Origin of the sequence: Paenibacillus sp. Soil787 (assembly GCF_001429545.1) — a bacterium.
Classification (GTDB): domain Bacteria; phylum Bacillota; class Bacilli; order Paenibacillales; family NBRC-103111; genus Paenibacillus_E.
The window spans coordinates 413,598-440,530 of sequence record NZ_LMSP01000044.1; the positions used below are offsets into that span (position 1 = coordinate 413,598).

Here is a 26,933-nt window from a genome sequence, read left to right on the forward strand (position 1 = left end):
CGAAGTAAAAAGGAAAGACAGATCCGACAACCATGCCCAAGATTCCGGCAATATATAAAGGTTTCATAGGTTTCATTTTGTTCACTCCTGCTAGATTTTTCTAAAGTATTCCACATATGTATAATAACTATCCAAACGAAGGTTCCTATGCATTACAATGACATGAGCTCCATCCCACAAATAAGAAAGGCGAAGTTATTCGACAATACAATTTAGCTGAAAATGAGCAGACTACGTAACATTTCAAAGGAATGTCGGTTTTTTGTGAGGTCGAAAACCCGCGTTTTGCTGGGTGGGGATTGGTATATTATGTCAGGAGTGGCTTGTTGCTATATTTCCAACAAACCCGGTCAAGTAAACCGGGTTTGTTGATGCTTTGATAGTATTTTACCGGTTAAGTAACAACTTTACTTCGATTTCTTTTGTTCTCCAGTTTTACCTGATGACGTGGCATGCTTTGGGTTGTTAGTGTCTTTAGTTTTGCTCATGTTTATTGTTCACCTCCTATCTTATACCATAAAAGTGTTTCTCAAAACCGTAATCCTTATTAGAAAAATGGTTGTTTTAATAAACCAGAACTTTCGTTCGAATGACGAGACAAGAATCTATATCAATTCCCCACTGAATGAAAGCATCAGTAGCATTAGCCCCTCCCGAGACCGGACTTTCATCGGCTGAAGATTTGTGCTTACTTTTTGACTCATAACAAAACCTCCATATCAATAATTGATTTCAAGTCAATTATAAGTGACTCAAAGTCAATTGTTAATGAGTAATGCATAATGAAATAAGAATAGGCCAATGGGCAGATCTCTCGAGAATTTAATTCTGATGGTGGGATATCGAAAGATGAATTGAGTAATCTTCTTTTGAGAACACGGTCCGAATCGGCAAGTATATTATCAGTTTTGTCCGAGGAGGATTTAAAAAGGGAAGTCATAATTCGCTATGACTTGGAGGATTGGAACAGAATGCTTCGGGTTAACGCTTTAGAAGATGGATACCATGCAGGGCAAATTGTGCTACTCTCCAAATTATTAAAAGATTCGAATGAACACATAACAGGACAGTATCATTGATCATTCATTCAACGGAAACGATAGTGGGAGCTGCCGCAAGGATAGCTTCTTTTTTTGTCCATTGAACGGGCAGTTTAATACAGTAGCGTTTTCAATTAAGCTTCAAAGAGCAAGCGACTTTGAATGGTTTAGAAGTGCTGATAGCAGGTAATGGAACGCAAATTATCATTGCTGACAAAGCGAGCATTTTTCTCGTATAAATAAATTTGCGTATCCTTCTTCGTAGAATTGGATAGCTTCTTCTTCGTTATCAAATTGTAACCATGTTCCACCTTGAACTTGTCTATTGAATTTTTCATCTGGATAAGTAAGAGGGATGATAGGACAAGTTCTATTATGGATAATGACTACTTCAGAGCTGATCTGCAACCACCACATATTTTGCATTGAATTACCTCCTTAAACTCTTAACAATGGTAATCATTATTATACTGTAATCATAGTAGATTTTTGATCCCGTACAACAGACGATTAAACTAAACGGAAAACTATAGCCCAATAAAAAGTCGATAGAAGATAGAACACTATTTTTACTTGGAAGCATTGCTCCAGATGTTCACCTAAAGACGCATCACATTTCTTTATAGGTGATGTACGGGATTATTCAAGAAGCATTGATTACAAAGGATGTTTATATAAATATAGTTCGCAAGAAGAAAGTCAATATATATTGGGATATTTTACACATTTAATCTGGCTGAAAGGTTGTTATTTACCTTGGTTGAGAAACAGAATGGAAGCTAATAAAGAAGTATTGAATTTATATACATGCTTGGACTTCCTTCCGCGAAAAAAAGACTTGAGGCTTATTCGAAGCAACTCAAGTCATGTGTTATTGAAGTGAAGGTTTACAACCAAATTTTACGAAGCAGGTCGTTTAAAAAAAGCGATAAGACGGCCCTCATGAGGAACAACGGATGCGAGCTCCCAACCTTCTTTGCCCCACTTGGATAGTGCATAATCCAAGACGCTAACCTCGGTCTCATTTTGAGTTAAATAATCACTTAATCCTGTTTCTGCACTATAATCCCATCTTTGAATTTGATCATTTTCTCTATTTTGATGAACGACTCCGCGATATTTTTTATTTAAGCGTATATTTGCTTTAGAGATAGCCGCGATAATTGAATCTTGTTCCGTTTCGTCTAAAGCTAAAATATCAGGAGCGAGAGGAACCTTAAACTTAACGTGAGAGTGAAATACTCGTAATACAAATGTTCCAACGGGCTTTTCATGTTCATCCTTCACTACACACCACATGCATCTTTCTCTTTCTTCCGGCGGACCCCAATGTTCCAAAGAATGAGGCATATTAAACCCCGGTTTTAAGTTATAGCCGGCATTCGTCACTTCTTTAAGAATGGGCTGTAACAGTTTATGAATATAAACGCCATAAGAAGGTTCTCCTATTTTTTCAAAGGTGTCCGTCAATTCGTCATAGTGATCCTGTAATACCGACACCCACATCTGTTGAATATGTTGATTCACATATGCTGCCAAACTCTGAATCGTAATTTCTTGGTTTGTTTCAAAATATTCTTTCCACGCTTTCATTCCTCACAGCTCCTTTTGTTAATGTAATTTTCATGCCTGAACGACCTTCTTATACCTCTGTTGCATGAATGAGTTTAACCCCCACCTTTCCCAACACTTTTTCGTTTAAACAACATGACGTTGTTTTGCTATAATTATATGGCGAAGGTGTAGCCCCAACAACCGATTCATTTCTAGGTAATGTTGTCTATACGACAAACAGACCGTAAGTGTATTGGGAAAATGATGAAATCATACAAATGGAGGGAGATTGTTTTCATGAAGAAGTCAGTGGATCCGCGTGTGAAAAGAACCCGGAATATGTTAAAAGAGGCACTGCTCGTTCTCATCGAAGAAAAAGGATTTGATGCGATCACGATACGTGATTTAACCGAACGCGCTGAAATCAATCGCGCTACGTTCTACCAGCATTACCAGGACAAATTCGATTTACTGGATCAAACCATTGATGAGATGCTGTTATCTTTTGCGACATATGCTTCTCCAAAAAGCTCGACAGAATTTACGGATAACGATGGTACAATTCCAATTTTCTCAAGAATGTTTGAATTTATCTCAGAGCATGAATTCTTTTTTCAAGTGATGATGGGGAAGCATAGTGTTCCTTTTTTCCAGAACCGCTTCCTTAACATTACCCGTAAGTTTATGGACGAGAAGATGAAGAATATTCATCCGCATCCTGAAAAAATGTCGATCCCGAAGGAGATTTTTATACAATATATGGTATTTTCAAATCTTGGTTTGATCTCCTATTGGTTAGAAAGCGATATGCAGTATTCGGCTAAATATATGGCAAAGCAGCTGTCCGAGTTGACAATTAGAGGTCCATTTACTGCAGCCGGACTAAAGTAAAACTCTTGGATGCCGAGGTGAACATGGGTCAGAAAGTCTGATTTGCCAGAACATAATTACTCTCAAGCACTTCGTTATCCGATTTAAACACGCCAAAATAATAAGACTTCATATCCATAGGCAATGTGTTCAACTTCCCTTTCCAAATGCCATAGGCATCAATTTCCTGGAGATACGAATCGGGGATCGAGGGATCCTATGCAGAATCGAGCTAGACTGCGATTGGTACGTTGCCAAATTACTTTAATCAATATCTACAGAAAGTTGCGAGTATAGGATTCAATAATAGGGTAAATATGAATAAACAACGTTACGCTAACGGAAACGATAGTTCAAGCATAGATAGCTGAAGGCGTACATCCTGTTTTCTGCCGATATGTATATGTTTAAAATGTAAAAATGAGAGAGCGAAAGGTGAAACGCTATGCAGCTGCTTATTCCTGGACAAGATAACCTACTAATAAATCATCTTGTTTTAGATTTTAATGGAACGATTGCTTTAGACGGACGGATTTTACCTAATGTCAAGGAGACGCTGTTAGAATTAGAGAAACTACTTAAGATCCATGTATTAACCGCTGATAGTAACGGTAGTGCCGCTAGAGAATGTGAGGGACTACCCGTAGAGCTGCACGTTATCGGCCAGGATGATCAACGAGAGGAGAAAAGAAGATTTGTTCGTACGATTTCACCAGGTGTTGCTGTTATTGGCAACGGGGTAAACGATGAACTAATGTTTCATGAAGCCGATCTATCAATCGCTGTAATAGGGCAAGAAGGCTGTGCAACGGCGACTTTATTGAGTAGTAAAATAGTCGTCACAGACATAATTGATGGATTGAATTTGTTGTTAATGCATCATCGGCTCATTCCAACGCTCAGAAAATAACAATTTTGTTAGTTCATTCTGCCAACGAAAACGATAGTTGAGGGGCTTGCTACGCGGCAGCTCCTCTTTTGTTTATTAAAGTAAAGGGTAGATTAGTACACGGAAGAAATGATTCTATGGAGATATGTGGAACTTATGATTTAGTAAATTCAATTAGAGGGAACGCCGGATGCCGGGAAACTGCGGAGGGATGGCATTTATTATCGTATGAAAAGGTGGTTTCTGTATTGAGCGAGTAAAATATATAATGATATAGTTAAGAGGTTCAGGTCTATTTAGACCGAGAAGAATTTTATTCACAACCGGAGGCATGAAATGAAATCATCTTACGACATCGAGACTCCGGCGTATACGTTATTTAACGTACCGTCTGATCATTCGCAGCGCCGAGTAGCCTTTATTATTGGGGCTGTCCTCGCTCTCATCACGCTTCTGTCCGTGCCGTTTGCACAGATCGAGTTACCAAAAAATAATACGTACTTGCCGACTTTGCTTGGGGCGGTTGTTTGCTTCGAATTCATTACTGTGTTTGTGTTATACAGCCAGTTTCGAGTGAACCGATTGCCACTTACTCTGATCTTATGCGGGGCTTATCTGTATTCCGCGCTCATGACACTGATGTATTTGCTGACGTTTCCAGGCTTCTTCCCTCCCAATAGTATCCGCGTCGGTGCTCAGACTGCAGAGTTGTTGTACGCGCTTTGGCATGTGGGATTCCCGCTCGCCATTCTCCTTTATACGATGATGGCGCATCGGTTGGAGAGGGTTAGCTTAACTAGGCGACAATCGTTGTGGGGGACAGTGCTCGTCGGACTGGGAGTGACGGGGATGGTTACGCTGATCGTTTATTGGGCTATTGTCTATGAGCCACATATCCCTATTCTGATGGACCACGGAAAAGTCACGGATTTATTCACATACGGTTTCGCTCTGCCGATTCTGCTGCTCAGTGCTGCCGCTCTGGTAAGCTACTACCGGCTGACGCGCGGAAGCACGGTCACTTCCTCCTGGCTATGTGTCGCGCTGCTCGCGACGATGCTGGATGTGGGCATTGTGCTGTTTGGAGGGAGTCGGTTCAGTCTTGGCTGGTATGTGTCCAAATTCGACACGTTCATCTTCTCTAATGTGGTGCTCGGCGGGATGATCTATGAATTTACCCGAATGTATGTGAAAATGACGGATCTCTATGAAGAGAGCCGCGTGGCGCAGCAAACCATCTCAGAGCAAAACAACATCATTGAGCGCATGCTGGCTTCAAGTCATGAAGGCATAACCATGTGCGATAGTCGGGGAAGAGTGCTGTTTGCCAACGGGAGATTCGAAGAGCTGTTCGGCAGACCACTCTCGGTAGGCGAGTCGCTGGAGTTCTATTGTGAAGGCATGAAATTGTTAGGTGGCGAAACGCTTAGCGGATCGATCCGTGCGTATTTAAACGGGCGGCAGGCTGCGATTCGAGAACTGGTAACGATACAAAATGAAACAAACGGCGAAGCCTGCTACTACGAGTATTATGTGAACCCGATCACAGGAGACAATGGGGCCACCTTCCACGGGCATTTGTTTGCCTTCGGAAACCGGACGGAAACGGTTCGTAAAGCTCATTACGATGAGCTGACCGGATTGGCGAACCGCCGCTATATCCGCGAGTGGCTTGAGCGGAGGGCTTCTCAGGAATCGGGCCTATCGGGGCCTTATGCTGTACTATTCCTGGACCTGGATGGATTCAAGCAGGTTAACGACACCCTCGGGCATGAAATGGGAGATCGGCTTCTGCAGGAAGTCGCTGACGTACTTCGCCGCTGCATAGGCGATCAAGGCATTGCAGGCCGCTGGGCCGGCGACGAATTTGTCATTGTGGTGGAACGGTTCGAGCAAGTACGGGAATTAGAGCAGTTGGCGGATGGCGTCATTACGTCCGTGCGGGGCATTCAGACGATTGACGGTTCGCCGGTTCACGTCTCGGGCAGCATAGGCATTACCGTAGTCCCATCGTCCGGTGAAGAGGCGTCGACATTGCTCCAGCAAGCGGACCAGGCCATGTACAAGGCCAAAGCAAGCGGCAAGAACCGTTACTGCTTCTATGGGCTGAGCGCTTAGTTTAAGCTGGATACATACCCTCGCTGGTTCATCCTTTGCTGCAATTAAACTGAAGAAGAGACTATGGGTACCTTTTTGTATACTGAAGTAAGCAGCGGAGGGATGACATGAGTACTATAGTGATATGCAGCTCCTTCTTTTTTTCATTGACGGGCAGCCGCAGATGACCCTTTGTAATTGGAGTCTTGCTAAACTACCGGAAACTATAGTTCAATAACGAAAAGGCTGCCGAATGGCAGTCCTTTTTTACGCTAATGAGCAGTAGAGTTTCAATTTCCGAAATATGGAAAAAATATATGAACGGAATATTACAACTAACGAATTCCAAAGGTACAATTAGAAAAGCTTTATATTGCGGAAACACGATGTTAAGCAGTGTAACATCCATGATTACTAATACTAAAAAATCCACATTGGGATATCCTATCCATGAAATGAAAAATAAGTTGAACAGGATAATGGAGGTGAGTCTGTGATCAATCGTAACGATGTCATTGAAGCAGATGGACAAAATTTTCATGATCAAACTGAAGATGTAGTCAAAGCGGTGCCTGCAACTACAGATGTGGACGAAGCAGTGGAAGCCATAACAGCGCATATTAATAAATATGATGTTCCCGAAGAAAATGAAAAGTAGAGGAAAACACCGGATTTTAAGCATTTGTTAGGCTAATGAAAAACAAGGAAGGAGCAGCTTACAGCTCCTTTCTCTTTTATTAAAGTAAACGGGCAGAAAATATAACGCGATCTCAGTAAGATCTGTAAGTCTATATTTTTCAACTAATCCGAAGCGCTTACTGCTCGTTTATTAACAATATTAATAGCCAATATACGTTTGTTACATATGGAAAACCATAATACCTCCACTACAGGGGGTATTTTTAATGCGACAATCAAAGTCAGTGGATATTTTCGAAACAAAGACAACCATTAAAACGTCTAAATAGTATCATTGGAATAATAAGGAATTAAATTCGTTCTTTCTTAAGTACACAGCGTCGCCTGACATCCCGAGCTAGGTAGATCATCGCCGTCGGACATCAAATAGTTCGAATGCGTCCAGCCGCTAGAGGAGACTATCAGAATGAAAAACATTATCCCACTGGGGATATTATTGCTCGTCTTTATGCTCATAGGATGTGGGGACAGGGGAATTGGTCCATATACGTCTGTATCGTCCCTTCCCCCAATGCCTGCAGCATCTGAGTCTCCTCCCAGCCCAACGCCAGTATCATCTCCTTCAGCTACAGAGGCAAACTTAGCGATAGAAGATGACTCAATCAGAGCGATAGGTACGCATTCGGAGGGGCGACTACTCGTCAAACCTGCGAACAAAGCGAGCGTAGCCCCTTTGGGCGCACCTAGCTGTTATGGGGCGGAGACTGATCTCCATTGGTCAGGAGACTATGAGGTGGTATGGGAATCCAAATCTGAGGGAATTGCAACCCCAATTAGTACATTTCCAATTGACTTCGAAATTGTACAACAAGATGACTCACCAGTCATCATGCAGCCATTTACCCTTGAAGATATGGATATATTTGCTTATGTTCCTCGTTACGCCGATTGTCATGGTCTCGAAACTTACCTTTTTGGAGTAAGTAATGGGAAGGCTTTTCCGATATCGCTTGAGATAAAACCTGGAGTGAATTGGGCTTCTATAAGCCAATTGCCGCACCATCCATTCAAAGTTGCCAACGGAGAATTTATCGTGACTGGCGGTTATGGGGCGGGCCAGGATTTCATTAACGTCTATCACTTTCAGATATGATCCAAAGAAAAAGTCAATGATTCTGAAAAGTACAAATCAAGTGAAGCCTAACGATATATAACTACTGCGAGATTTGGAACGTCCGCCAGGTGCTAGGCAGGAAGTACAGGACCCAAATGGAAGTAATACACAACTCTACCTTATTTGGAGGTCGTGAAATGGCGTTTCCGACACATATTGTATCGGCAGGCGGAATGCATAAGGGTTACGTGGTATGATATTGCTTGGTGATATAAACTATTATAAGGCCCGCATCGTCTAATTAATGACTTCCAAATGAACGGAGTGCTGCTATTGTTGAACAAAAGAGGTATGCTTATATTCATATCCTCTGCATTCATGCTTGTTTCCTGTCAAGGAAATCCGGGCCAAGGACCGGAGGGCATCGATTCTCCTGTGTCTGCCGTTAAGCCGTTGAAGGCCGATCTGATTCAACCAAATGGGACAAATGTGGCAGAACGCATTGCTGTGCCCAAGGGTTTCGAACGAATGCCTGTTGTGACCGGATCATATGAAGAATATTTACGTCAGTTTCCGCTTAAGCCTCATGGCTCCAAGGTTCATTTATTTAACGGTGAGTTAAAGGGGAAAGAGGTTTACGAAGCGGTATTGGATGTGGATGTGGGGGAGCGGGATCTCCAGCAATGTGCCGATTCGGTGATGAGACTGCGGGCGGAATATTTATACGGTAAGGGATGGTATGACAAGATACATTTTAACTTTACCAATGGCTTCAAAGCTGATTATGCTGCATGGACGAAAGGAAATCGGATTGAGGTTTCAGGGAATAAGGTTTCCTGGGTGAAACGCGGAGCCAGCTCCAATAGCTACGAGGGCTTCCGCAGCTATCTGAATATGGTGTTTGCGTATGCAGGCACTCTATCCTTGGCAAAGGAGATGGAGCATATAACTCTATCGGATATGCGACCCGGAGATGTTTTCCTCGAAGGCGGATCACCAGGACATGCGATTATAGTAATGGATATAGCCCAGAATCCAAAAAACGGCGAGAAGCTCTTTCTCCTGGCTCAGGGATATACGCCTGCACAAGAGATCCACATTCTGGAGAACCCTGCTAATGGCAAGGGAAATCCCTGGTACAATATCTCCTTTGGAGATAAATTGCAAACACCGGAGTGGAAATTTACGAATGAGCAGCTGTTTCGATTCTATAATTGAGAGCCAATGACTAGAACTTGATCCCATTCCCGATAGAATCAATTGAGCGCTCTCTATTGGGCTGGGAGCTTTCTAAAATCAAACATCCATGCACAACATGCCGAAAATAAAACAGGGCAAAAATGTGTCGCAAAAAAGCGACGGGTTTTTGCCCTGTTTTTAAGCTTGAGACAGACAGACAATGGTAACCTGGTCTTTGATCGTTAGCTTCTAAATCGTTATCTCTTCCCAATAAGGGAACAGACGACGTTAACGGAGTACAGTATATTAATAGCCTAGCGGTTTTATTCTTGTTTGCTACCTTTATTTTTATCGTGTCCGTTTCCATTCCCTTTTTCGCTACCTTTGTGTTGGCTATCGTTCTTTTTCTCTTTTGCTTTATCAGGTTTATTCATATGCTGGTTATCTTCGTCCTTCTTCGCTTGATCTGATTTTGTTACCAAGCTTTCCTGTTTCTCTTGGTCCGAGACAGGCTCGTTCGAGACTGGTGTTGGAACTGGAGATGGAACCAGCGAAGCAACCGGGGTCTGCTCTTCCTTAGCTGTTACGTTTTCATTCATCTTCCCCAGCTTCTCTTTTTTTTCGATTTTGGACAGTTTTTTATCCAGATGAGCAAACGACTTTTCTATATTTTTCATTAGAGCTAGTTGGGCTTTCGGATTTCCCACCTTTTCCAATGCTGAGGCTAAGGCTACAATATTGTGCTGTAAATCAACCTTTACCTTCAGTACCTGCTCCGGATTTTTCACTTCTGTTATAGGATTGATCAAATCTTCGGCTTCCGTTTGCTCGGGATCTACTGTCTGCTCGCTGTTCGGCTGAGCTGCGGCTGTTGTTGTAGTTTCTTGTTGTGTTGAATCCTCTGCTTTAGTAGCTTCTTGTGTAGTCTTTACGGTTGTCGATATGCCAGAAGCCTGACCTGTTTTTTGAACAGCACTTTGCTGAGTTTCCAGCGACTTCTGGAGAGATAGATTCGCCTCTTTCGTTTTTCCTTGAGCCAATAAGGCATTCGCTTCCTGAAGTCGATCTTGGGCAAATGCGGTAAGTAGTCGCGCCTCTTTCACGTCATTGACAGTTAGGGCCAATCGAATGTTTTCGTATATTGTTTTTACAAAGTAGAAGAAGTCTCCTGGCAAAAGATCTGGAGTCTCCGTTTTGGATTCGTTCAAAGTCGTACCTACTTGTGAGGAGAAAGTCGTATTCTGAGTGTCGCTCATGGATGCGGGACTGGACGACGGTGTTGTTGTTGTAATCTCCGAAGCTAATACGCTACCGGTACCCATGCTAAAAACGAGTATGCTGACCATGGCGCTTTTGGCAAGAAGGTTGGACCATTTTTGTTCTTTTGTAAACTTTACTATCAAGATTATTACCACCTTATGAAAGTATTTTAGCTGCAGCTGATACTAAGTTATACGAGACCCAAACGTATTTTCTGGGGGCAGGTAGGATTACGAACGTGGAATCAACGTATTTCCCAAAAGCTAAATGAACACTATTTGTTGGTGTACAATATAGCTTTGACGTAGATAATATGTTGAGATGAAGCTTGTTGCGCCCTTGTACAATAACCAGAATCATGATAATTTTATAAGTTCGAAGCAGAGAATATTGAATTTAATATCCCGGCCCCTTTGATATGATGATGACAAGAACAACAACAGATAAATGAAAGGGGCAATCACATTTGAAAAAACTAAGTCAAACAGTAGTAAGCGCTATCGTAGTCGGTGGTTTATTGGCGGGATGTTCAACGCAAAGTGAAGGTGGAAATACGTCGTCAGCAGTACCCAAACAAACGGATAATGCGGTTAAAAAAGAAGAGAAAGTCAAGCTGACGTTCTGGAGAAACTCGGGGAATGATACGGAGAATGCAGCCTATGACAAGCTTGTTGCTTCCTTCATGCAAAAGTACCCGGATATTTCTGTAGAAATGACACCGATTCCGTACTCCGACTATGACACGAAATTAAGAGTATCCATAGCTTCGGGCAGCCCGCCGGATATTATGGCGCTAGATGCTCCTACGGTCGGTTCGTACGCAAATGCCGGTGCTCTGAAGCCTTTGACCACATACTTCAAGACAGACGGGAATATCGATGATGTTCCTAAATCAACACTTGCGACCTACACGTATCAAAATGAAATCTATATGGCGCCATTAACGGAATCTTCGATTGCCATGTTCTATAATAAAAAGATGTTTCAAGCGAAGGGCATTTCGCTTCCTTCCAAAAATCCGGATGAGCCGTGGACATGGGATCAGGTGCTCGATGCTGCCAAGAAAATCAATGATCCAGCGAGTGGCATCTTTGGTATTGATCCTGCCCAAGGCTTCGGCAATGCGGGTGGCACGGCTTACTTCAAGTATCCGATCATTTGGCAGCTTGGCGGGGAGATTATGAGTCCTGACGGTAAAACGTCGAAAGGCTTTTTGGATTCACCGCAAACGAAGAAAGCCATTCAATTCTTCTCAGACTTGTATAACAAAGATAAAGTATCTGCTCTGGAGTATCCACCGGATCCATTCCCGAACGGCAAACTGGGAATCACGATTGATGGCTCCTGGTCTCTGGCGAATCTGAAAGAGAAGTTCCCGAATTTCAAGCTTGGCGAAGACTATGACATTGCTCCTCTGCCAAAAGGAACTGCACAAGCGGTAGCGAATGGCAGCTGGGCGCTTGGCATTTCCTCCAAAAGCAAACACCCTGATGAAGCTTGGAAGTTCGTCAATTGGGTAACTGGGCATGATGGACAAAAGACGTATGCTGGCATGACTAAGGATATCCCGTCCCGTTATTCGGCAGCGAAGGATTTCCCTGAATTGAATGAGTATCCGAAGAACATCTTCGTCATTCAAAATCAGAAATACGGCAGACCGCGTCCGATTACGCCGATCTTCCCGCAAATGTCCGATGCTGTGAACAAAATGTTTGAAGATGTGACCATCGGCAAACGGAATATTGACGCATCCATTGCAGAAGCCATCACGACGATCGATAAGGCTTATGCGGATGTGCAGGCACAGCAGAAAAAGTAGGTTTTTGAAGGTCATAGAGACGAATCATTTCGATGATCGTCTCTTTGTCGTTGTTTCCCTATAAGGTTGACGTGTATGATTAAAGGTGTGATGACTGGATAAGAAACGGGGGATTTCATGTTTTTTTCATTGAGGAGCCGTCTGATGGCTGTTTTCTCTATTTTGCTAATCCTCCCTTTTGCCGCACTTGCTTATATTCTTAGTGAGGAAGCGACGAAAACGATTAAAGCTTCGATTGAATCTTCAACCGCTCAAACCATCGAACAATTTGCTTCGCATGTCGTGACTCTGCTTACTCAAGTTGAAGATACGGGCAATCAGGTCGTGAGCAGCCGAACGACGCAGGAATGGCTAACGGTTCATTTGAATCCCGATAATACGATTCAGGAGCGAGTGCTTACGAAGCAGAGATTACGGGAGTATTTTTCTTCGTACGCAGTTAACAACTCTAACGGCATTTCGATCAGCGCTTTTGCCGAGGATGCCGGTGGATTGTGGACGCAAGATAGAACCTATAGAAATAGCAAATGGTTTACTGCATTTATAACAGAGGGCAAGCGCTGGACGACAGCGCATAAAGATATCGATCAGTCGGACGAATTCATGAGAGCAAGATCGATTAACAGCTTCCTTTTTCCACTGGTACAACTGCAATCGTTAAAGAATGTCGGGTTCATTAAAGTCAATTACCCCACAACCTTGCTTCGAAATGCGATTGAGAAGATTCGGGTCGGGAAGACGGGGAAAGTCATTTTGCTAACGAGTGAAGGCAATAGTGTGCTGGATCAAAATATGTCAGAGGATCGGGACATACTAAGGAGTGGTCTAGAGCAAATCGATAAACGATTCGAGGGGGAGATTAGCGGGATTTTCCCTATTGAGGATAAAGGGAGTACGAATCTGCTTTTTTTCCGCAAATTGCCTGCTCAAAATTGGACCATCGTAGGCACCGTTCCCGAAGGAGAATTGTATGAGAAGATCACTCATATCAGGCAAACGATGCTTTTGGTTACTGTCCTTTTGCTTATTCTCGCCATGCTGACAGCCTTTTGGTTGTCCGCAGGTATTACCAAACCGCTTAGTGTGATGGGGAAAGCGATGAAGCATGTACAGCGCGGCGAATTTAATCAGGCTCTGCATGTGATGCCGAAAGTCCGGGAAGGGCATAGTGAAGTGGACTATGTGACCGGAGTTTTTGAGCAAATGACGCATAGGTTGAGATATTTGATCGAAACCGAATTCGAAACGAATTTACGCCGAAAAAATGCCGAATATAAGGCGCTGCTGCTGCAAATTAACCCGCATTTTTATAATAATACGCTTGAAATCATTAGCGGTCTGGCGGCTATGAAGCGGGAAGACCTGGTCATGGACGCCACCGAGGCATTAGGTAAAATGATGAGGTATTCGCTGAACTTGAACAGTGATTTGGTTCGAGTAGCCGAGGAAATGAACTATATTCGTGATTATCTGTTCATTCTCCATTTGAGACATGAAGCTCGGTTACAAGTCGTCATAGAGGAAGATACCGAGGCTAAGGATTTCATGATTGCCAAGTTTATTATTCAGCCTCTGGTGGAAAATGCCGTGAAGTATAGTCTGGAGAAGGACGGCGTCGCACAGGTTACGCTGCGCACACAGGTGTTAGACGATAGATTGTTGATCTGTGTCAAAGATAATGGAATCGGCATGTCTCCCGAGTTGGTTCAAGATTTACTGGCTGAGATTAAGACGGGTGATTCTATTGCGATTCTAAGCAGCGAGGGGCAAAGCATCGGACTTCGCAATGTTTTATCACGATGTAGGTTGAATTATGGGGAGCATTTTCACTTAGGCTTACATTCCAGGTTGGGCGAGGGGACGGAAATGACCTTGTACCTCCCTCTGCTAAGGAGCTGACGACATAAATGTACAGAATCATGCTGATTGATGACGAAGTCGGCGTACGGAACAGTATTAAAGCCAAAATCGATTGGAAATCCGCCGGATTTGAAATTGAATTAGAAGCAGCTAATGGGCTGGAGGCTATGCAGCTTCTTAGTGAGCAGCCGCTGCCCGATGTTGTGATTACGGATGTCCGAATGCCGAAAATGGACGGTATTGCGTTTATCAAAGCTAGTAAAGAGAAGTTCCCCCATCTTCGGATCATCGTGCTTTCGGGTTACTCGGATTTTGAATATATGAAGGCTGCCATTCAGTTGGGTGTGAAAGATTATTTGTTAAAGCCTGTCGTACGCAGCGAATTAACGGCACTCCTTGCCAAATTATCCGAAGAATTGGAAGATGACCGTAATCGAATACGCGAACAAGACCAAGAGGAAATGAAGAATCATCAACAGCTTCAGCTCATGCAGGAGCAATTAATTTGGCAGTTGGTGAAGGATGAATGGTTTAGTGTATCAACCGTGAAAGAACGGATGCAGCAATTACAGCTGTCTTCATTGACTATAGAGGATGTGCATGCGCAGTTTGTGACGGTGGAGATGAGAATTCCGCAAGGACGGTTGGACGACTGGAGTGAACGGAAAGACTTGCTTTACCTGGCATTCCAGATGATTTGCCGGGAGTCTGCTGAGAATTGGGAGCAGGTGTATCCCTTTTATCCTATTAGTCATCCTGCGATGATGCATTTTCTGATCCTTATTCAAGATCCTGTGCAGCATAGTCGTTTCATGGAGGGCTTCGCTAGCAAGCTCAAGCGGAATATCAAAAGCTACCTGAGAGTAGAGAGTGTTCTTGGCATTGGTGAGCCTATCAGCGGACTCAGGCAGTTGAAGGATGGTTATGCATCGAGCATGCTGGCCTGGAGCCAAGGCACGATCCAATCAGACAAGGCTGAACCAAACCGAAATATGCTGGCATTGACACATGCTTTTTCGCCGGAAGTAGAGCGCAAGCTGATGCAAACCATTGAAAATCTGGATATGCCTGCATTTACTAAGCAGCTGCAACTCATTTTCTCCGCCGATCGAGACACGCCGATGTTTGTATTTACTTTTTTGACACTTCGGATTATTTTGCTGTTCAATGCGATTGCCAAGAAGTTCGAACTCGGTGATGCATCGCTGCAAAGCTATCTATGGAACTGTCAGATGACGGTGAGAGACTATTCCTCAAGGGAGCAAGTGTTGGAGCAGCTTCATGAAATGGCGCAATTGGTGATGAATGAAGTGAGGAAAACGAGATTCTCCAGCGGCCAACAGATGATTGAAGCGATTCGCAACTATGTGGATGAGAACTTTTCCTATGAGCTCACGTTGGCTTCCCTTGCGGATATGTTTCATCTCAATGAGACTTACTTATCCGGATTGTTTAAAACGAGCGTTGGCGTTACCTTTAGCGATTATGTCACGAAATTGCGTTTAAGTAAGGCCACGGTGCTGCTGGAAGAAAATGAACTGAAGCTTACGGATATTGCTACGCTAGTTGGCTACTCCAGTTCAAGTTACTTTAGCACCGCTTTTAAAAAGTATTATGGTAAAGGACCGAAGGAGTATCGGGAAGAGCTACTAAATAGAAAAGTGTAGCAGCTCACAGATGCTGATTTGAAATAGGGCTGTTCCAAAAGGTCTATTGACCTTGAGGAGCAGCCCTTTATTCGTTTATTGCTTGTGGGAGAGATAGCTATTTGGAGAAATAAGAGTCTTCAAGAGCTTCTATTTGCGGAGAAAGTGGCTAAATGAGAGGGATAAGAGCCTTTGGAGGCTCTTATTTGTCGTTGATAGGGTGGGAAATTAGCTATTTGGAAGTGATTTAATGCAAATAAAATTAAAAGGCAACTCCCGATGATTTTGAAATCTTTCTTCGTGCGGACTCGGTACAATAACCATACAGAAAATGATGGCGACATGCACAAGGAGGAAGTATGCGGAAGAAATTAGGGTTATGGGCGGTTGGTGCTGTCGCGGTCGTACTTCTAGGATTAGGGGTGGCGGTTCTGGTTAAATGGGATGGCAGATCATCGGACACAGCAGAAAGCTCAGCTTTTTCGTATGCGAGTGATCCGAATTATTATACAGAAAAGTTCCGACCGCAGTATCACTTATCATCGGAATCCGGCAATATGAGTGATCCGAACGGGATGGTCTATTTCGAAGGTGAGTATCACCAATTTTTCCAAAATAGCGGTCAATGGGGACATGCGGTAAGTAAGGATCTGACCCACTGGGAGCATCTCCCTGTAGCTTTGGCTCGGGATTCTCTAGGTGAGATTTGGTCTGGGAGCGCTGTGGTAGATAGCAAGGATACGAGCGGGTTTTTTGACGGCAAAGCGGGCTTGGTCGCGATTTTTACCCATTTCAAAGGCGGCGTTCAGTCGCAAAGCATTGCCTACAGTTCAGATAAAGGCCGGACATGGACCAAATATGAAGGAAACCCGGTGATTCCCAATCCGGGCTTGAAGGATTTTCGAGATCCGAAGGTCATCTGGCATGCGCCTACCCATTCTTGGGTGATGGTAGTGTCTGTGGATAACCGTGTTCGTTTCTATTCATCGCCCGACCTGAAATCGTGGGAAATGAAAAGCGAATTCGGAAGCGATCAAGGCTCGCACGCGGCTGTATGGGAATGTCCGGACTTGTTCGAGCTGCCGGTCGAAGGCTCCAAAGCGAAGAAGTGGGTGCTAGCGGTAAGTATCGGCAGCAACGATACGACCAAGGGTTCCACTGCGCAATACTTCGTCGGTACGTTCGACGGGCTAACGTTCAAGAATGATAATAAGCCCTCTGACGTGCTTTGGACGGATTATGGCAAAGATTTCTATGCCGCTGTGTCCTATTCGGATATTCCGGCCAAAGATGGACGCCGCATCTGGCTCAGTTGGATGTCGAATTGGCGTTATCCGTTCGCGATGCCGACGGGCAGTTGGAAGGGGAACATGTCCATCCCTCGCGAGCTTAGGTTGAGGAATATTCCTGATCAAGGCTTGCGGCTGATTCAGGAGCCGATTAAGGAACTTCAGATTTTACGAGGTAAGGAAGTTATTCTGCCCAAACAGGCGCTATCTGCAGGGCATAATCCGTTCGGTGCCATCAAAGGAACATCTTATGAGTTGGTTACGGAACTATCCGTTCAGCCGAATGCAAAATTGGCGTTCAAGCTTAGAAAAGGAAGCGGCCAAGAAACGAGCGTCAGTTACGATGCCAAATTGGAGCAGCTGACGGTAGATCGAACACACTCCGGCATCACCTCGTTCGAGAAGGGCTTCGCAGAGAAAGTTTCAGCGCCGCTGAAGCTGAAGGACGGCAAGCTCAAGCTCCGATTTTTCGTAGATGAATCTAGTCTTGAGGTATTTGGGAACGATGGCGAGGTTGTCGTCTCTAACCTGATATTCCCTGATCCGACGAGTAACCGATTAGAGTTAACTGCCTTGGAAAGCAGCGTAACGCTAGACAATGCTCATTTTTATCCGATGCAAACGGTATGGCGGAATGAGGATGTGAATGCCGTAAAGCTTCAACGGATTGTGCTAAGTAAGAGCACGCTCGATGTGGCAGTGAATGGCAGTCAGCAGGTCGAAGCTTCGGTCATTCCATTAAGCGCTCCGCAGCTGTTGAAATGGCAGTCCAGCAGTGATGCGATTGCAACGGTTACAGCGGTTGACGGAGGAGCTATGGTGAAGGGCGTTCAGGCCGGACAGGCGGAGATCAAGGCGATCAGCCCAGACGGCGGCGTGGTTTCGAGCTTCAAAGTTTTTGTCTACGACGGAAAATAAAGAAGTGGAATGGAGAGATAGACCATGGATACAGCGATACAAACAGCGGTAGAAACCAAAATAAAATCGCGAAGCTTCCGAAAGCATGAGCAAGCAACCGCATTCTGGTTTATTTTCCCGGCGATAGCCTTATTGCTTGTCTTCGTGTTCTACCCAATGCTGCAAGCTTTCATCATCAGCTTTAAAAACTACTCGCTAGTTGGCGCGGGCGATGTATTTGTCGGAATGGATAATTATGTTCATTTGATGAAGGATCGCGCCTTTTTTAACAGTCTGAAGCATTCGTTTTATTTTGCTATTATCGTGATTCCGATTCAAACGAGCATTGCTCTGGGGCTAGCGTTATTGATCCAGAAGAAAACAGCGGCGGCAGGTCTGTTCCGAACGCTTTATTTTATCCCGGTTATTATTTCGACAGCCGTGGCTGCAACGGTTTTTAAGCTGATTTACAACAAAGAGTTTGGGCTTTTGAATAGTGTTCTCAAGGCGCTGCACCTGCCGGTTACAAGCTTTCTATCTGATCCGGACACGGCGATGAATGGCATTATTGTGCTCGGGATCTGGAAAGGCGCCGGATTTTTCATGATCATCTTCCTTGCAGGCCTGAACAATATTTCCCCTGATCTGTACGAAGCTGCCAGGGTGGATGGCGCATCTAGGATTCAGCAGTTTTTCAAAATTACGCTCCCACTATTGAACCGGACTATGGCCTTCGTTGTTATTATGACCACGATAGATGCTATCAAGCTGTCAGGGCTCGTATTCGTATTGACAAATGGAGGACCTAACAGCTCGACGGAGACGGTTGTTTTCTATATATATAAGCAGGCTTTCACGCAAATGAGAATGGGGTATGCGACAGCGGCGGCTTTTGTGCTCTTTGCGATCGTGCTAGCCATTTCACTTATCCAAATGAAGCTATTTAACAAAGATGCTGATTAAAAGAAGAGGGGAAATCGCTATGAAGAGGATAACCAACATCGTAAGATTGATCATCATGATTGTGATCGCTCTGATTTCTGTCGCTCCGATCCTATGGATGGTCGCCGGTTCATTTCGTCCGTACCAGGAGCTTTTTAAATATACGTCTCTGAATATTCATTTGCTGATACCAGTGGAATGGACGGGACGTAATTTTCATAATGTCATTTTCAATGCGCGCAATCCGTTTCTTCGTTATATCTGGAATACTTTGTTCGTGGCTTCGATCGTAACGGCGCTAGTGCTTATCATTAACTCGATGGCGGCCTTTGCGTTTGCTAAACTCAAGTTTCGTTTAAAAACGGTCGTTTTCGCTCTGTTTATGTCCGCGATGATTATACCGGGTGAAGTTACGCTCGTGCCCAACTACTTGCTCATGCATGATCTGGGTTGGCTTAATTCTTATAAAGCGCTGATCGTACCTTCGATGTTGTCCGTGTTTGGCATCTTTATGCTTCGGCAATTCTTCGCAGAGGTTCCGAACGAAATGATGGAAGCGGCACGTATAGATGGAGCTAGCTTACCACGCACATTCGTATCCATCATGCTTCCGGCTGCTGTTCCCGCATTGATTACCCTCGGGCTGATGACGTTCCTGGGCAACTGGGATTCCTATCTCTGGCCGCTCATTGTCATCAATGATCAGAAAATGCAAATGATCCAAGTAGGTATTTCCACGTTTTCCTCTAACGAAGGGACGGATTGGTCCAAAGTATTAGCGGCGAACACACTTTCGACAGTGCCGATTCTGCTGCTGTTCTTGTTCTTGCAGCGTTACTATATCCAGGGTATCACGATGTCAGGTATAAAGGGTTGAGCAAAAAACTTGCATATTGGCAAGAAAGGAAATTTAAGATGAACTATGATGCAGTTGCGCTAGGGGAGTACTTAATTGATTTTTACACCTCAAGGGCTATCAAACGCCGGACAGCCTGTGTTTGAGCGCAATCCGGGAGGAGCTCGTGAACGTTGTTGCCGCTATGGCTAAGCTCGGCATGAAGACCGGGTTCATTGGGAAGGTGGGAAATGATCCTTTTGGTAGGTATTTACGGGAATGCAGCGGGTGCTTTAGCGACGACTCGAAAAGGTGCCATTCCTTCCCTAGGAACAATAGAAGAGATTCATACGTTAATGCAAACAGAAAATGTGTATTAAAAGATAATGAGTGAGGGTGAGATAGGATGATTCATCAGGGTGACAAGGAACAGAATAAGATTCACGAAGAAAGAGTAGTACTAGCCAATACCACGTTAGCGCAATCTTCAGTTCTCGTGGCAGAGGACAACTTCAGGCTTAATTATCATTTGATGCCTCCAGCGGGATGGATGAATGATCCGAATGGCCTGATTTATTTTAACGATGAATATCATGTGTTTTATCAGCATTATCCCTATGAGCCCAAATGGGGACCGATGCACTGGGGACATGCTAAAAGTAAAGACTTGGTGAACTGGGAGCATCTGCCCGTAGCGTTGGCACCATCGGAAATTTACGATATGGGAGAAACCGGTGGATACGGTTGCTGGTCGGGCAGTGCTGTGGACAATAATGGTGTGCTGACGTTGATCTACACGGGGCATGTCGATGGACGCACACCGTCTGAGGTTCAGTGCATTGCCACAAGTACGGATGGGGTTAACTTCAATAAAGCAGCGGTTAACCCGGTTATTGCTGGTGCGCCAGAGGAAGGCGGCTTCGGATTTCGGGACCCGAAGGTTTGGCAGCATGATGGTGTATGGTACATGGTTATTGGTTACGGGAAAGACGGCCTGGGCAAAGCGCTGCTGTATAAGTCTTCGGATCTGCGTGATTGGAGCTATATCGGGGTCGCAGCTGAAGGCGATGGCACGATGGGGGATATGTGGGAGTGTCCGGATTTGTTTCCACTAGGGAGTGGTGATGACCATGTGCTTGTCATTTCCCCTATGAATATGGGAACGACGAAGACGATGTATCTAACCGGCAAGCTTAGTTATGATAGCGGCATATTCGATTACCGTTACGCAGAGCGGCTGGACTATGGCTTCGATTTCTATGCGCCGCAAACTTTCGTAGACGGACAAGGGAGGCGTATTCTCATTGGCTGGATGAATATGTGGGGCGCTCAAATGCCGGAGCAAGAGCATGGCTGGATGGGGGCATTTACCCTGCCTCGCGAGCTTACACTTTCAGAGGACGGAACGCTGCGGATAGAGCCTGTGGAGGAATTGAAATCCATACGCGGGACTCATCACCGTGTCAGCAAACTATCCATCAGTGCAGATACGGAAGTACCTTTGGCAGAAATTCATGGGGATGCGCTTGAACTTATCGCCGTTTTTAACACGAATCAATTAGCTGGTGATGCTGAGTTCGGTTTGCTGCTTCGCTGTTCAGAGGATGGTTCCGAGAACACGGAAGTTAGCTATTCGGCTGTTGACCGTAAGCTTAGGGTGGATCGAAACCTATCTGGTACAGGCGAAGCGGGTGTGAGTGAAGTGGACCTGAATCCACTAGAGGATGGCCGCATTAAGCTGCAACTATTCATTGATCGCTCTTCTGTTGAGCTGTTTGCTAATAACGGGATGAAAACCGTAACGAACCGCATTTACCCGAAACCTGACAGTCTGGGAATCAAGTTGTTTGCCAGGAATGGAGAAGCCTATCTAGAGAGCTTGGACGCTTGGAAGTTAACAACGGAAGGATAAGCAGGTCATCGATTGTAAGATTAGCGCGAGGAGGCGCTTTTCTCATCCCTCAACATAAAGCGCTTATATTTAATGTGGATATGAAAATTTGGAGATGAGCATGCATGAAAATAGGGATCAAATGGATGTTGAAGGTACTTCTAATGCTTGTCGTTTCAAGTGCGGCATCATTAGGAGTTACTACAGCTTACGCTTCAAGCTTCAATTCGAATATGCCGGGCTATACACCAATATCCGGAACCTGGTCTATCCAATCAGGCAGCGGAGTTAAGGGAGTGAGCACAGCGAATACGAATGCTTTTGCCATGTCGACGACTACGTCCGGGACTAATTTTGCGTACGAAGCCGATGTGACAGTAGACAGCGCCTCTGCATTCGGCGTAGGTTCCCTTGTCTTCCGAGCCAGCGAAGACGGTACTAATGGGTACGTGGTCAGCATAGACCCGAATCTCGATCGTGTAAGACTTTTCGACTATGCTACTGGCTCCGACGTGGGAACACCGTATGCAACGATGATAAATACAGGAACTGCTTATCATTTGAAGGTTACGGCTGACGGACCGCAAATAAAAGTATATCTAGGCAGTGTGCTGGCAATTTCCGTCAGTGATATGAAGTATTCCACAGGGATACTGGGCTACCATGTGTATAACGGAACGGCTTATTTCCAGAATGCGTTCCAGTATGAAACGACGACGAATGTAACAGGCTGGAATGTGACATCAGGGACATGGACGCCTACGACACAAGGCTGGAGAGGGACGGCTTCCAGCGGGCAAAATGCGTATGCAATCTCATCTACGAGCTCGGATAATTTTACGTATGAGGCGGATGTGCTTATTGAAGACACTTACGCGGTATCCACGCTGCTATTTCGTACGAATGCCAGCGCAACACAGGGATACGGCCTGCAGATGGACCCGAATCTGGACAGACTTCGTCTGTTCAATATCAGCGACGATGTAACGCTTGGCACGCAAACAGTCACCCTGGATACCGGCAAAGTTTATCATGTGAAGGTGAAAGCTGAAGGCACTGTGCTCAAGTTTTATTTGCAAACCAATTATTTGCAGGCGGATGGCTACGATCCGATTCTGACGGTTACGAATTCAACTTATTCGTCAGGCTTTGTTGGGCTGAATGTCTATAACGGCAGTGCCAAATTCCAAAAAATTCTGATCAGCGACGCGAACACGAATTTAGCAGGCTGGACGGCCATTAATGGAAAATGGACTCCGCATTTGGACGGTGTGAAAGCCGTTAGCTCCGGGGCGGCTGACACTTTCCGAATCGCTTCGAACACCGCTTCCGATTTCGTGCTTGAAGGTGATTTGAAAGTAGACACCGGCTCGCCTTTCGCAACAGCAGGGCTTCTGTTCCGCGCAAATGCAAACGCTTCCAGTGGTTATGTACTTAACATTGATCCTAACCTGGATCAAATCCGCTTATTCAATGCGGGCACCGGAACGACAATTGCGGCATCCGCGCGTACGATCGATACCGGCAAAACGTACCATGTTGAGATTACCGCAAACGGTTCATCTATCAAAGTTTATGTGGACGGTTATGCGACCTTGGCGATCAATGCCACAGACGGCAGCTATTCGAGCGGACAGATTGGTCTGAATACGTATAATGGAACAGCTTACTTTCAGAATGTGACTTTGACCGATTTAAGCGCATATTCGAATGAAATGTACCGTCCTGGGTATCATTATACGCAGGAAGCAAGCAAGGCAAGCGATCCCAATGGACTTGTCTATTATGAGGGTGAATATCATCTGTTTCATCAGGACGAAGGCCGGTGGGGGCATGCAGTCAGCACGGACCTTACGCATTGGAAGCGTCTTCCTATCGCGCTTCCCTTCAATGATTTGGGCAATGCCTGGTCAGGTTCGGCGGTCGTGGATACGAACAATGTGACAGGATTATTTGGCGGCGGCTCTGGTCTCGTTGCTTTCTATACGAATTATGACCCCGATAAAGTTGGAGGCAATCAGCAAATCAGTCTCGCCTACAGCACCGACAATGGGAGAACCTGGCTGCAGTATTCAGCCAATCCGATTGTGCAAAATCCCGGCGGCGTGAACGGCGGATGGGACTTCCGTGACCCTAAGGTTGTTTGGGACAGCGACCACAATGAATGGGTAATGGTGGTATCCGGCGGGGACAATATCCGTTTCTACACGTCCACCGACCTGCTCACCTGGACATACACAAGTTCATTCGGTTTTGGCGCCTATCTGCACGGAGGTACATGGGAATGCCCTGATTTCTTCCAGCTTGGGGTAGATGGGGGGGCGACGAACAAGAAATGGGTGCTTTCGATCAGTACAGGTCCAGCAACGCAAACGAATGGGTCATCGTCTGAATATTTCGTAGGTTCCTTCGACGGGTCGGCTTTTACCAGCGACAATCCGGCCAACACCGTGCTTAGAAGCGAATATGGCAAAGATATGTATGCTGCTATGGCCTTCTCGGACATTCCTTCGAATGCGCGACGAATTGAAATCGGCTGGATGAGCAACTGGGAGCATCCATTCAGTGAGCCAACGTTCCCGTTCCACGGGCAATTGTCGATACCGCGCGAGCTTACACTGGTAACGAATCCGGAGGGTGTACGGCTTGCCCAGAAACCAGTTACTGAGATGAATAATCTGCGCGGCACAGCCACTACATTTAACAACATAACCATAACACCGACGAGCACGAATTTGTTGTCCGGCTTATCCGGCAACGCTTACGAAATCGATGCTGATTTCCTGATTCCTACATCGGGCGCAGCCTCTGAGTTCGGGCTTAGTCTTAGAGAGCTTGGCAGTCAAAAAACAGTTGTAGGTTATCTGCCGCCTTCTTCCAAAATGTTCGTGGACCGCGTGAATGCGGGCCGGACCGATTTCACAGCCCATTTTGCTTCGCGAAATGATGTAGTCGTCACCCCAGTCAGCAATCATGTGAAAATGCACATTTATGTTGATGAATCCTCTGTTGAGGTATTCGGCAATGACGGCAAGGTCGTCTTCTCCGATATTATCCTGCCGGATTCAGCCCGTGACGGCTTGAATTTCTATTCGACAGGCGGCAATGTGACAGTACTCACCATGAGTGTTTATTCGCTTGCCAATACATGGCGGACTGAACCGACAAGCGGAACCGTTCCGCAAAAAGTGGTAATGGATAAACCCAAGATGGAAATCGGCGTTGGTTCTACGCAGCAGCTCTACACGACTGTATTGCCGCATACAGCAACGAACAAGAATTTGACTTGGAGCAGCAGTAATACGGCCATTGCGACTGTATCCACTATGGATGCACGCAGTGCCGATGTAACCGGCATCAGTCCTGGACGCGCCGTAATTACGGCGACGACACAGATCGGCTCGATTGTGGGCACTATGGTCGTCCAGGTTGGTTCTGCATTCAGCACGAATTTGACAGGATGGACTTCGACCAACCAAGCAGAGTGGATTCCGACGGCTGACGGGATTGCAGGTTATTTTGATCTGGACAGCAACTATATGTCCACGATAACGGGCGGCAACTTCACCTATGAAGCCGATATGAAGCTGGATACGCTTGGAGGAGCGGGTTCCATCATCTTCCGCGGCGATGCCACCGGTTCGAACGGCTATTATTTCAATGTCGATCCAAGTTTGAAAACATTGCGCCTGCTCTACAAGCTGAACGGCAGCTTTACAAGCTCGCAAATCATTGCCAGCGTGCCGATGCTTCTGCAGTCCGGTAAAGCTTATCATGTGAAAATTGTGACCAGCGGAACGAATATCAAAATTTATTTTGACGGTGGCTCCATGCCAGTAATAGATGTCAACGACGAGCATTTCAGCAGTGGTATTTTCGGTCTTAATCTGTTTGGAGGCAGAGCCTATTACCAGAATGTGACTTGGGCCTCCAATTAATCAGTAACCTGTTAAGTTTATCTATATCATTGTTCAAAGGAATGGGGAGATTAGTATGAAAATCGGGTTCATTGGCTGCGGAGTGATTTCCGGTGCACACCTGGAAGGCTTAAAGAAATTAAAAGATGAGAACAAGCCAACCTTTCAGCTGACGGCTGTTTGCGATCTTAAGTTAGAGAGAGCCGGGGCTTTTGCCGCAGAGGTGGAGAGCCAGCTTGGGCTCCGACCGGATGTATACACAGATTATCGCAAGATGCTGGAGCAAGGCGGTCTGGATGCGGTATCCGTCTTACTGGATCATGATCTGCATCATACAGTGACGGAGGATTGCTTCTCAGCAGGCATTCACGTGCAAATGCAAAAACCGCTGGCGATTTCACCTTCCTTTGGCCGCAAAATGCTTGCTGATGCCAAGAAGTACAACAAAGTATTGACGCTTTCCGAGCCGAGTGTGCTTGGCGCTGGTAATGTTGCGATGGCGCGCGCAGTAAAAGCCGGCTTAATCGGCGATGTGTATATGATCATGGATTACGCAGCGGTCACACTGGGGCGCTCGTTTTTTGCTGGAACAGCTTGGCGTCATATGAAAGGCCGCGCGGGCGCAGGCTGGATTAACGATCATGGGGTTCACCGCACTCATTTCTTCACGGAAGTGAATGGGCCTATCCAAGAAGTGTTCTCCTATACGCGAATTTTTGAAAAGGAATTAAACAATGGAGAAACAACCATTCACCCTACCGGAGAAGATACATCTGTCACTGTATTCCGTTTTGAGAATGGAGGTCTGGGCCATTGGATGTGCAGCACAGCAGCCCACGGCGAGAAGACTGACGGGGTATGGATCTATGGGAGCAAAGGATGCCTGCGTCCTGGTCAACACGTAACACTTGAAGACAAATCAATTGTTACCCATTCCGAAATCATCCAGCGTTACGCGCCTGAAGTTGTAGAAAACCCTTTTGCCCACTCTTACATTGAATTGTGGGAAGCGATTGCTGAGCAGAAGCAGCCTATTTCCAGCGCTGAACGTGGACTCGAAGCATTGGGAGTCGTGTTCGCCGCCTTGGAGTCCGGACATACGGGTCAGCCAGTAAGTGTCCAAGACATCATTCGAGGTGAAAAGCATGCCTATGAAGATACGGTTCTAGCAGAAATGAAATCAGCCCGTTCTTGA

At 45.4% G+C, this 26,933-nt stretch carries 19 protein-coding genes; 16 read left to right on the forward strand and 3 right to left on the reverse strand.

Annotated elements, in window-relative coordinates; translation table 11 throughout:
• Window positions 1-1,244: 1,244 nt before the first annotated feature.
• Entirely contained in the window at window positions 1,245-1,466 is a 222-nt protein-coding gene (locus ASG93_RS28330) for a hypothetical protein (protein WP_056837533.1), read from the reverse strand.
• Between the two features lie 474 nt (window positions 1,467-1,940).
• On the reverse strand, window positions 1,941-2,633 hold the full coding sequence (locus ASG93_RS28335) for a DUF6022 family protein (protein WP_056837535.1): 693 nt from the start codon (window positions 2,631-2,633) through the stop codon (window positions 1,941-1,943).
• A 258-nt stretch (window positions 2,634-2,891) separates the two neighbouring features.
• Between ASG93_RS28335 and ASG93_RS28340 the strand changes: the two genes are divergently transcribed.
• From ASG93_RS28340 to ASG93_RS28365, 6 genes are all read left to right on the forward strand, one after another.
• On the forward strand, window positions 2,892-3,485 hold the full coding sequence (locus ASG93_RS28340) for a TetR/AcrR family transcriptional regulator (RefSeq protein ID WP_056837537.1): 594 nt from the start codon (window positions 2,892-2,894) through the stop codon (window positions 3,483-3,485).
• Window positions 3,486-3,909: 424 nt separating this feature from the next.
• Entirely contained in the window at window positions 3,910-4,374 is a 465-nt protein-coding gene (locus tag ASG93_RS28345; protein ID WP_056837540.1) for an HAD family hydrolase, read from the forward strand.
• Window positions 4,375-4,689: 315 nt separating this feature from the next.
• Window positions 4,690-6,471, forward strand: a complete 1,782-nt coding sequence (locus tag ASG93_RS28350) for a diguanylate cyclase domain-containing protein (protein ID WP_056837542.1) — start codon at window positions 4,690-4,692, stop codon at window positions 6,469-6,471.
• A 472-nt stretch (window positions 6,472-6,943) separates the two neighbouring features.
• Entirely contained in the window at window positions 6,944-7,108 is a 165-nt protein-coding gene (locus ASG93_RS36005) for a hypothetical protein (protein ID WP_200984539.1), read from the forward strand.
• Between the two features lie 447 nt (window positions 7,109-7,555).
• Window positions 7,556-8,242: a hypothetical protein gene (locus ASG93_RS28360; RefSeq protein ID WP_056837546.1), complete on the forward strand. Its 687-nt coding sequence runs from the start codon at window positions 7,556-7,558 to the stop codon at window positions 8,240-8,242.
• Window positions 8,243-8,536: 294 nt separating this feature from the next.
• On the forward strand, window positions 8,537-9,421 hold the full coding sequence (locus ASG93_RS28365; RefSeq protein WP_056837549.1) for a DUF4846 domain-containing protein: 885 nt from the start codon (window positions 8,537-8,539) through the stop codon (window positions 9,419-9,421).
• Window positions 9,422-9,705: 284 nt separating this feature from the next.
• Here the strand turns inward: ASG93_RS28365 and ASG93_RS28370 are convergent, their stop codons facing one another.
• The gene (locus tag ASG93_RS28370) at window positions 9,706-10,785 is read right to left on the reverse strand and encodes a DUF5667 domain-containing protein (RefSeq protein ID WP_056837551.1); all 1,080 of its coding nucleotides are present in this window, start codon (window positions 10,783-10,785) and stop codon (window positions 9,706-9,708) included.
• 323 nt (window positions 10,786-11,108) lie between these two features.
• Between ASG93_RS28370 and ASG93_RS28375 the strand changes: the two genes are divergently transcribed.
• The 10 genes from ASG93_RS28375 to ASG93_RS28415 all read left to right on the forward strand — a co-directional run bounded on the left by ASG93_RS28375 (window position 11,109) and on the right by ASG93_RS28415 (window position 26,933).
• Window positions 11,109-12,461, forward strand: a complete 1,353-nt coding sequence (locus ASG93_RS28375) for an ABC transporter substrate-binding protein (RefSeq protein WP_056837554.1) — start codon at window positions 11,109-11,111, stop codon at window positions 12,459-12,461.
• A 144-nt stretch (window positions 12,462-12,605) separates the two neighbouring features.
• On the forward strand, window positions 12,606-14,360 hold the full coding sequence (locus ASG93_RS28380) for a sensor histidine kinase (protein WP_235550990.1): 1,755 nt from the start codon (window positions 12,606-12,608) through the stop codon (window positions 14,358-14,360).
• Between the two features lie 8 nt (window positions 14,361-14,368).
• Window positions 14,369-15,988: a response regulator transcription factor gene (locus ASG93_RS28385; RefSeq protein ID WP_056837558.1), complete on the forward strand. Its 1,620-nt coding sequence runs from the start codon at window positions 14,369-14,371 to the stop codon at window positions 15,986-15,988.
• Window positions 15,989-16,326: 338 nt separating this feature from the next.
• Window positions 16,327-18,174 carry a GH32 C-terminal domain-containing protein gene (locus ASG93_RS28390; RefSeq protein ID WP_056837560.1) on the forward strand — a complete coding sequence of 616 codons (1,848 nt, stop codon included), beginning with the start codon at window positions 16,327-16,329 and terminating at the stop codon, window positions 18,172-18,174.
• A gap of 24 nt (window positions 18,175-18,198) precedes the next feature.
• Entirely contained in the window at window positions 18,199-19,116 is a 918-nt protein-coding gene (locus tag ASG93_RS28395) for a carbohydrate ABC transporter permease (protein WP_063891977.1), read from the forward strand.
• Window positions 19,117-19,135: 19 nt separating this feature from the next.
• On the forward strand, window positions 19,136-19,972 hold the full coding sequence (locus ASG93_RS28400) for a carbohydrate ABC transporter permease (RefSeq protein ID WP_056837561.1): 837 nt from the start codon (window positions 19,136-19,138) through the stop codon (window positions 19,970-19,972).
• A gap of 209 nt (window positions 19,973-20,181) precedes the next feature.
• The gene (locus ASG93_RS36870; RefSeq protein ID WP_268796067.1) at window positions 20,182-20,310 is read left to right on the forward strand and encodes a hypothetical protein; all 129 of its coding nucleotides are present in this window, start codon (window positions 20,182-20,184) and stop codon (window positions 20,308-20,310) included.
• A gap of 26 nt (window positions 20,311-20,336) precedes the next feature.
• Complete coding sequence (locus tag ASG93_RS28405) at window positions 20,337-21,842, forward strand: glycoside hydrolase family 32 protein (protein ID WP_056837563.1); 1,506 nt, start codon at window positions 20,337-20,339, stop codon at window positions 21,840-21,842.
• Window positions 21,843-21,946: 104 nt separating this feature from the next.
• Window positions 21,947-25,759: a GH32 C-terminal domain-containing protein gene (locus ASG93_RS28410; protein WP_056837565.1), complete on the forward strand. Its 3,813-nt coding sequence runs from the start codon at window positions 21,947-21,949 to the stop codon at window positions 25,757-25,759.
• Between the two features lie 55 nt (window positions 25,760-25,814).
• Window positions 25,815-26,933 (forward strand): Gfo/Idh/MocA family protein, encoded by a 1,119-nt coding sequence (locus tag ASG93_RS28415; protein WP_056837567.1) that lies wholly within the window; start codon window positions 25,815-25,817, stop codon window positions 26,931-26,933.

Bases quoted from the DNA above. Each gene is read 5' to 3' on its own strand.
- ASG93_RS28385 (WP_056837558.1), top strand. From the start codon at position 14,369: ATGTACAGAATCATGCTGATTGATGACGAAGTCGGCGTACGGAACAGT.
- ASG93_RS28405 (WP_056837563.1), top strand. From the start codon at position 20,337: ATGATTCATCAGGGTGACAAGGAACAGAATAAGATTCACGAAGAAAGA.
- ASG93_RS36870 (WP_268796067.1), top strand. From the start codon at position 20,182: ATGATCCTTTTGGTAGGTATTTACGGGAATGCAGCGGGTGCTTTAGCG.
- ASG93_RS28340 (WP_056837537.1), top strand. From the start codon at position 2,892: ATGAAGAAGTCAGTGGATCCGCGTGTGAAAAGAACCCGGAATATGTTA.
- ASG93_RS28350 (WP_056837542.1), top strand. From the start codon at position 4,690: ATGAAATCATCTTACGACATCGAGACTCCGGCGTATACGTTATTTAAC.
- ASG93_RS28390 (WP_056837560.1), top strand. From the start codon at position 16,327: ATGCGGAAGAAATTAGGGTTATGGGCGGTTGGTGCTGTCGCGGTCGTA.
- ASG93_RS28345 (WP_056837540.1), top strand. From the start codon at position 3,910: ATGCAGCTGCTTATTCCTGGACAAGATAACCTACTAATAAATCATCTT.
- ASG93_RS28360 (WP_056837546.1), top strand. From the start codon at position 7,556: ATGAAAAACATTATCCCACTGGGGATATTATTGCTCGTCTTTATGCTC.
- ASG93_RS28400 (WP_056837561.1), top strand. From the start codon at position 19,136: ATGAAGAGGATAACCAACATCGTAAGATTGATCATCATGATTGTGATC.
- ASG93_RS28330 (WP_056837533.1), bottom strand. From the start codon at position 1,466: ATGCAAAATATGTGGTGGTTGCAGATCAGCTCTGAAGTAGTCATTATC.
- ASG93_RS28410 (WP_056837565.1), top strand. From the start codon at position 21,947: ATGAAAATAGGGATCAAATGGATGTTGAAGGTACTTCTAATGCTTGTC.
- ASG93_RS28415 (WP_056837567.1), top strand. From the start codon at position 25,815: ATGAAAATCGGGTTCATTGGCTGCGGAGTGATTTCCGGTGCACACCTG.
- ASG93_RS28380 (WP_235550990.1), top strand. From the start codon at position 12,606: ATGGCTGTTTTCTCTATTTTGCTAATCCTCCCTTTTGCCGCACTTGCT.
- ASG93_RS28335 (WP_056837535.1), bottom strand. From the start codon at position 2,633: ATGAAAGCGTGGAAAGAATATTTTGAAACAAACCAAGAAATTACGATT.
- ASG93_RS28395 (WP_063891977.1), top strand. From the start codon at position 18,199: ATGGATACAGCGATACAAACAGCGGTAGAAACCAAAATAAAATCGCGA.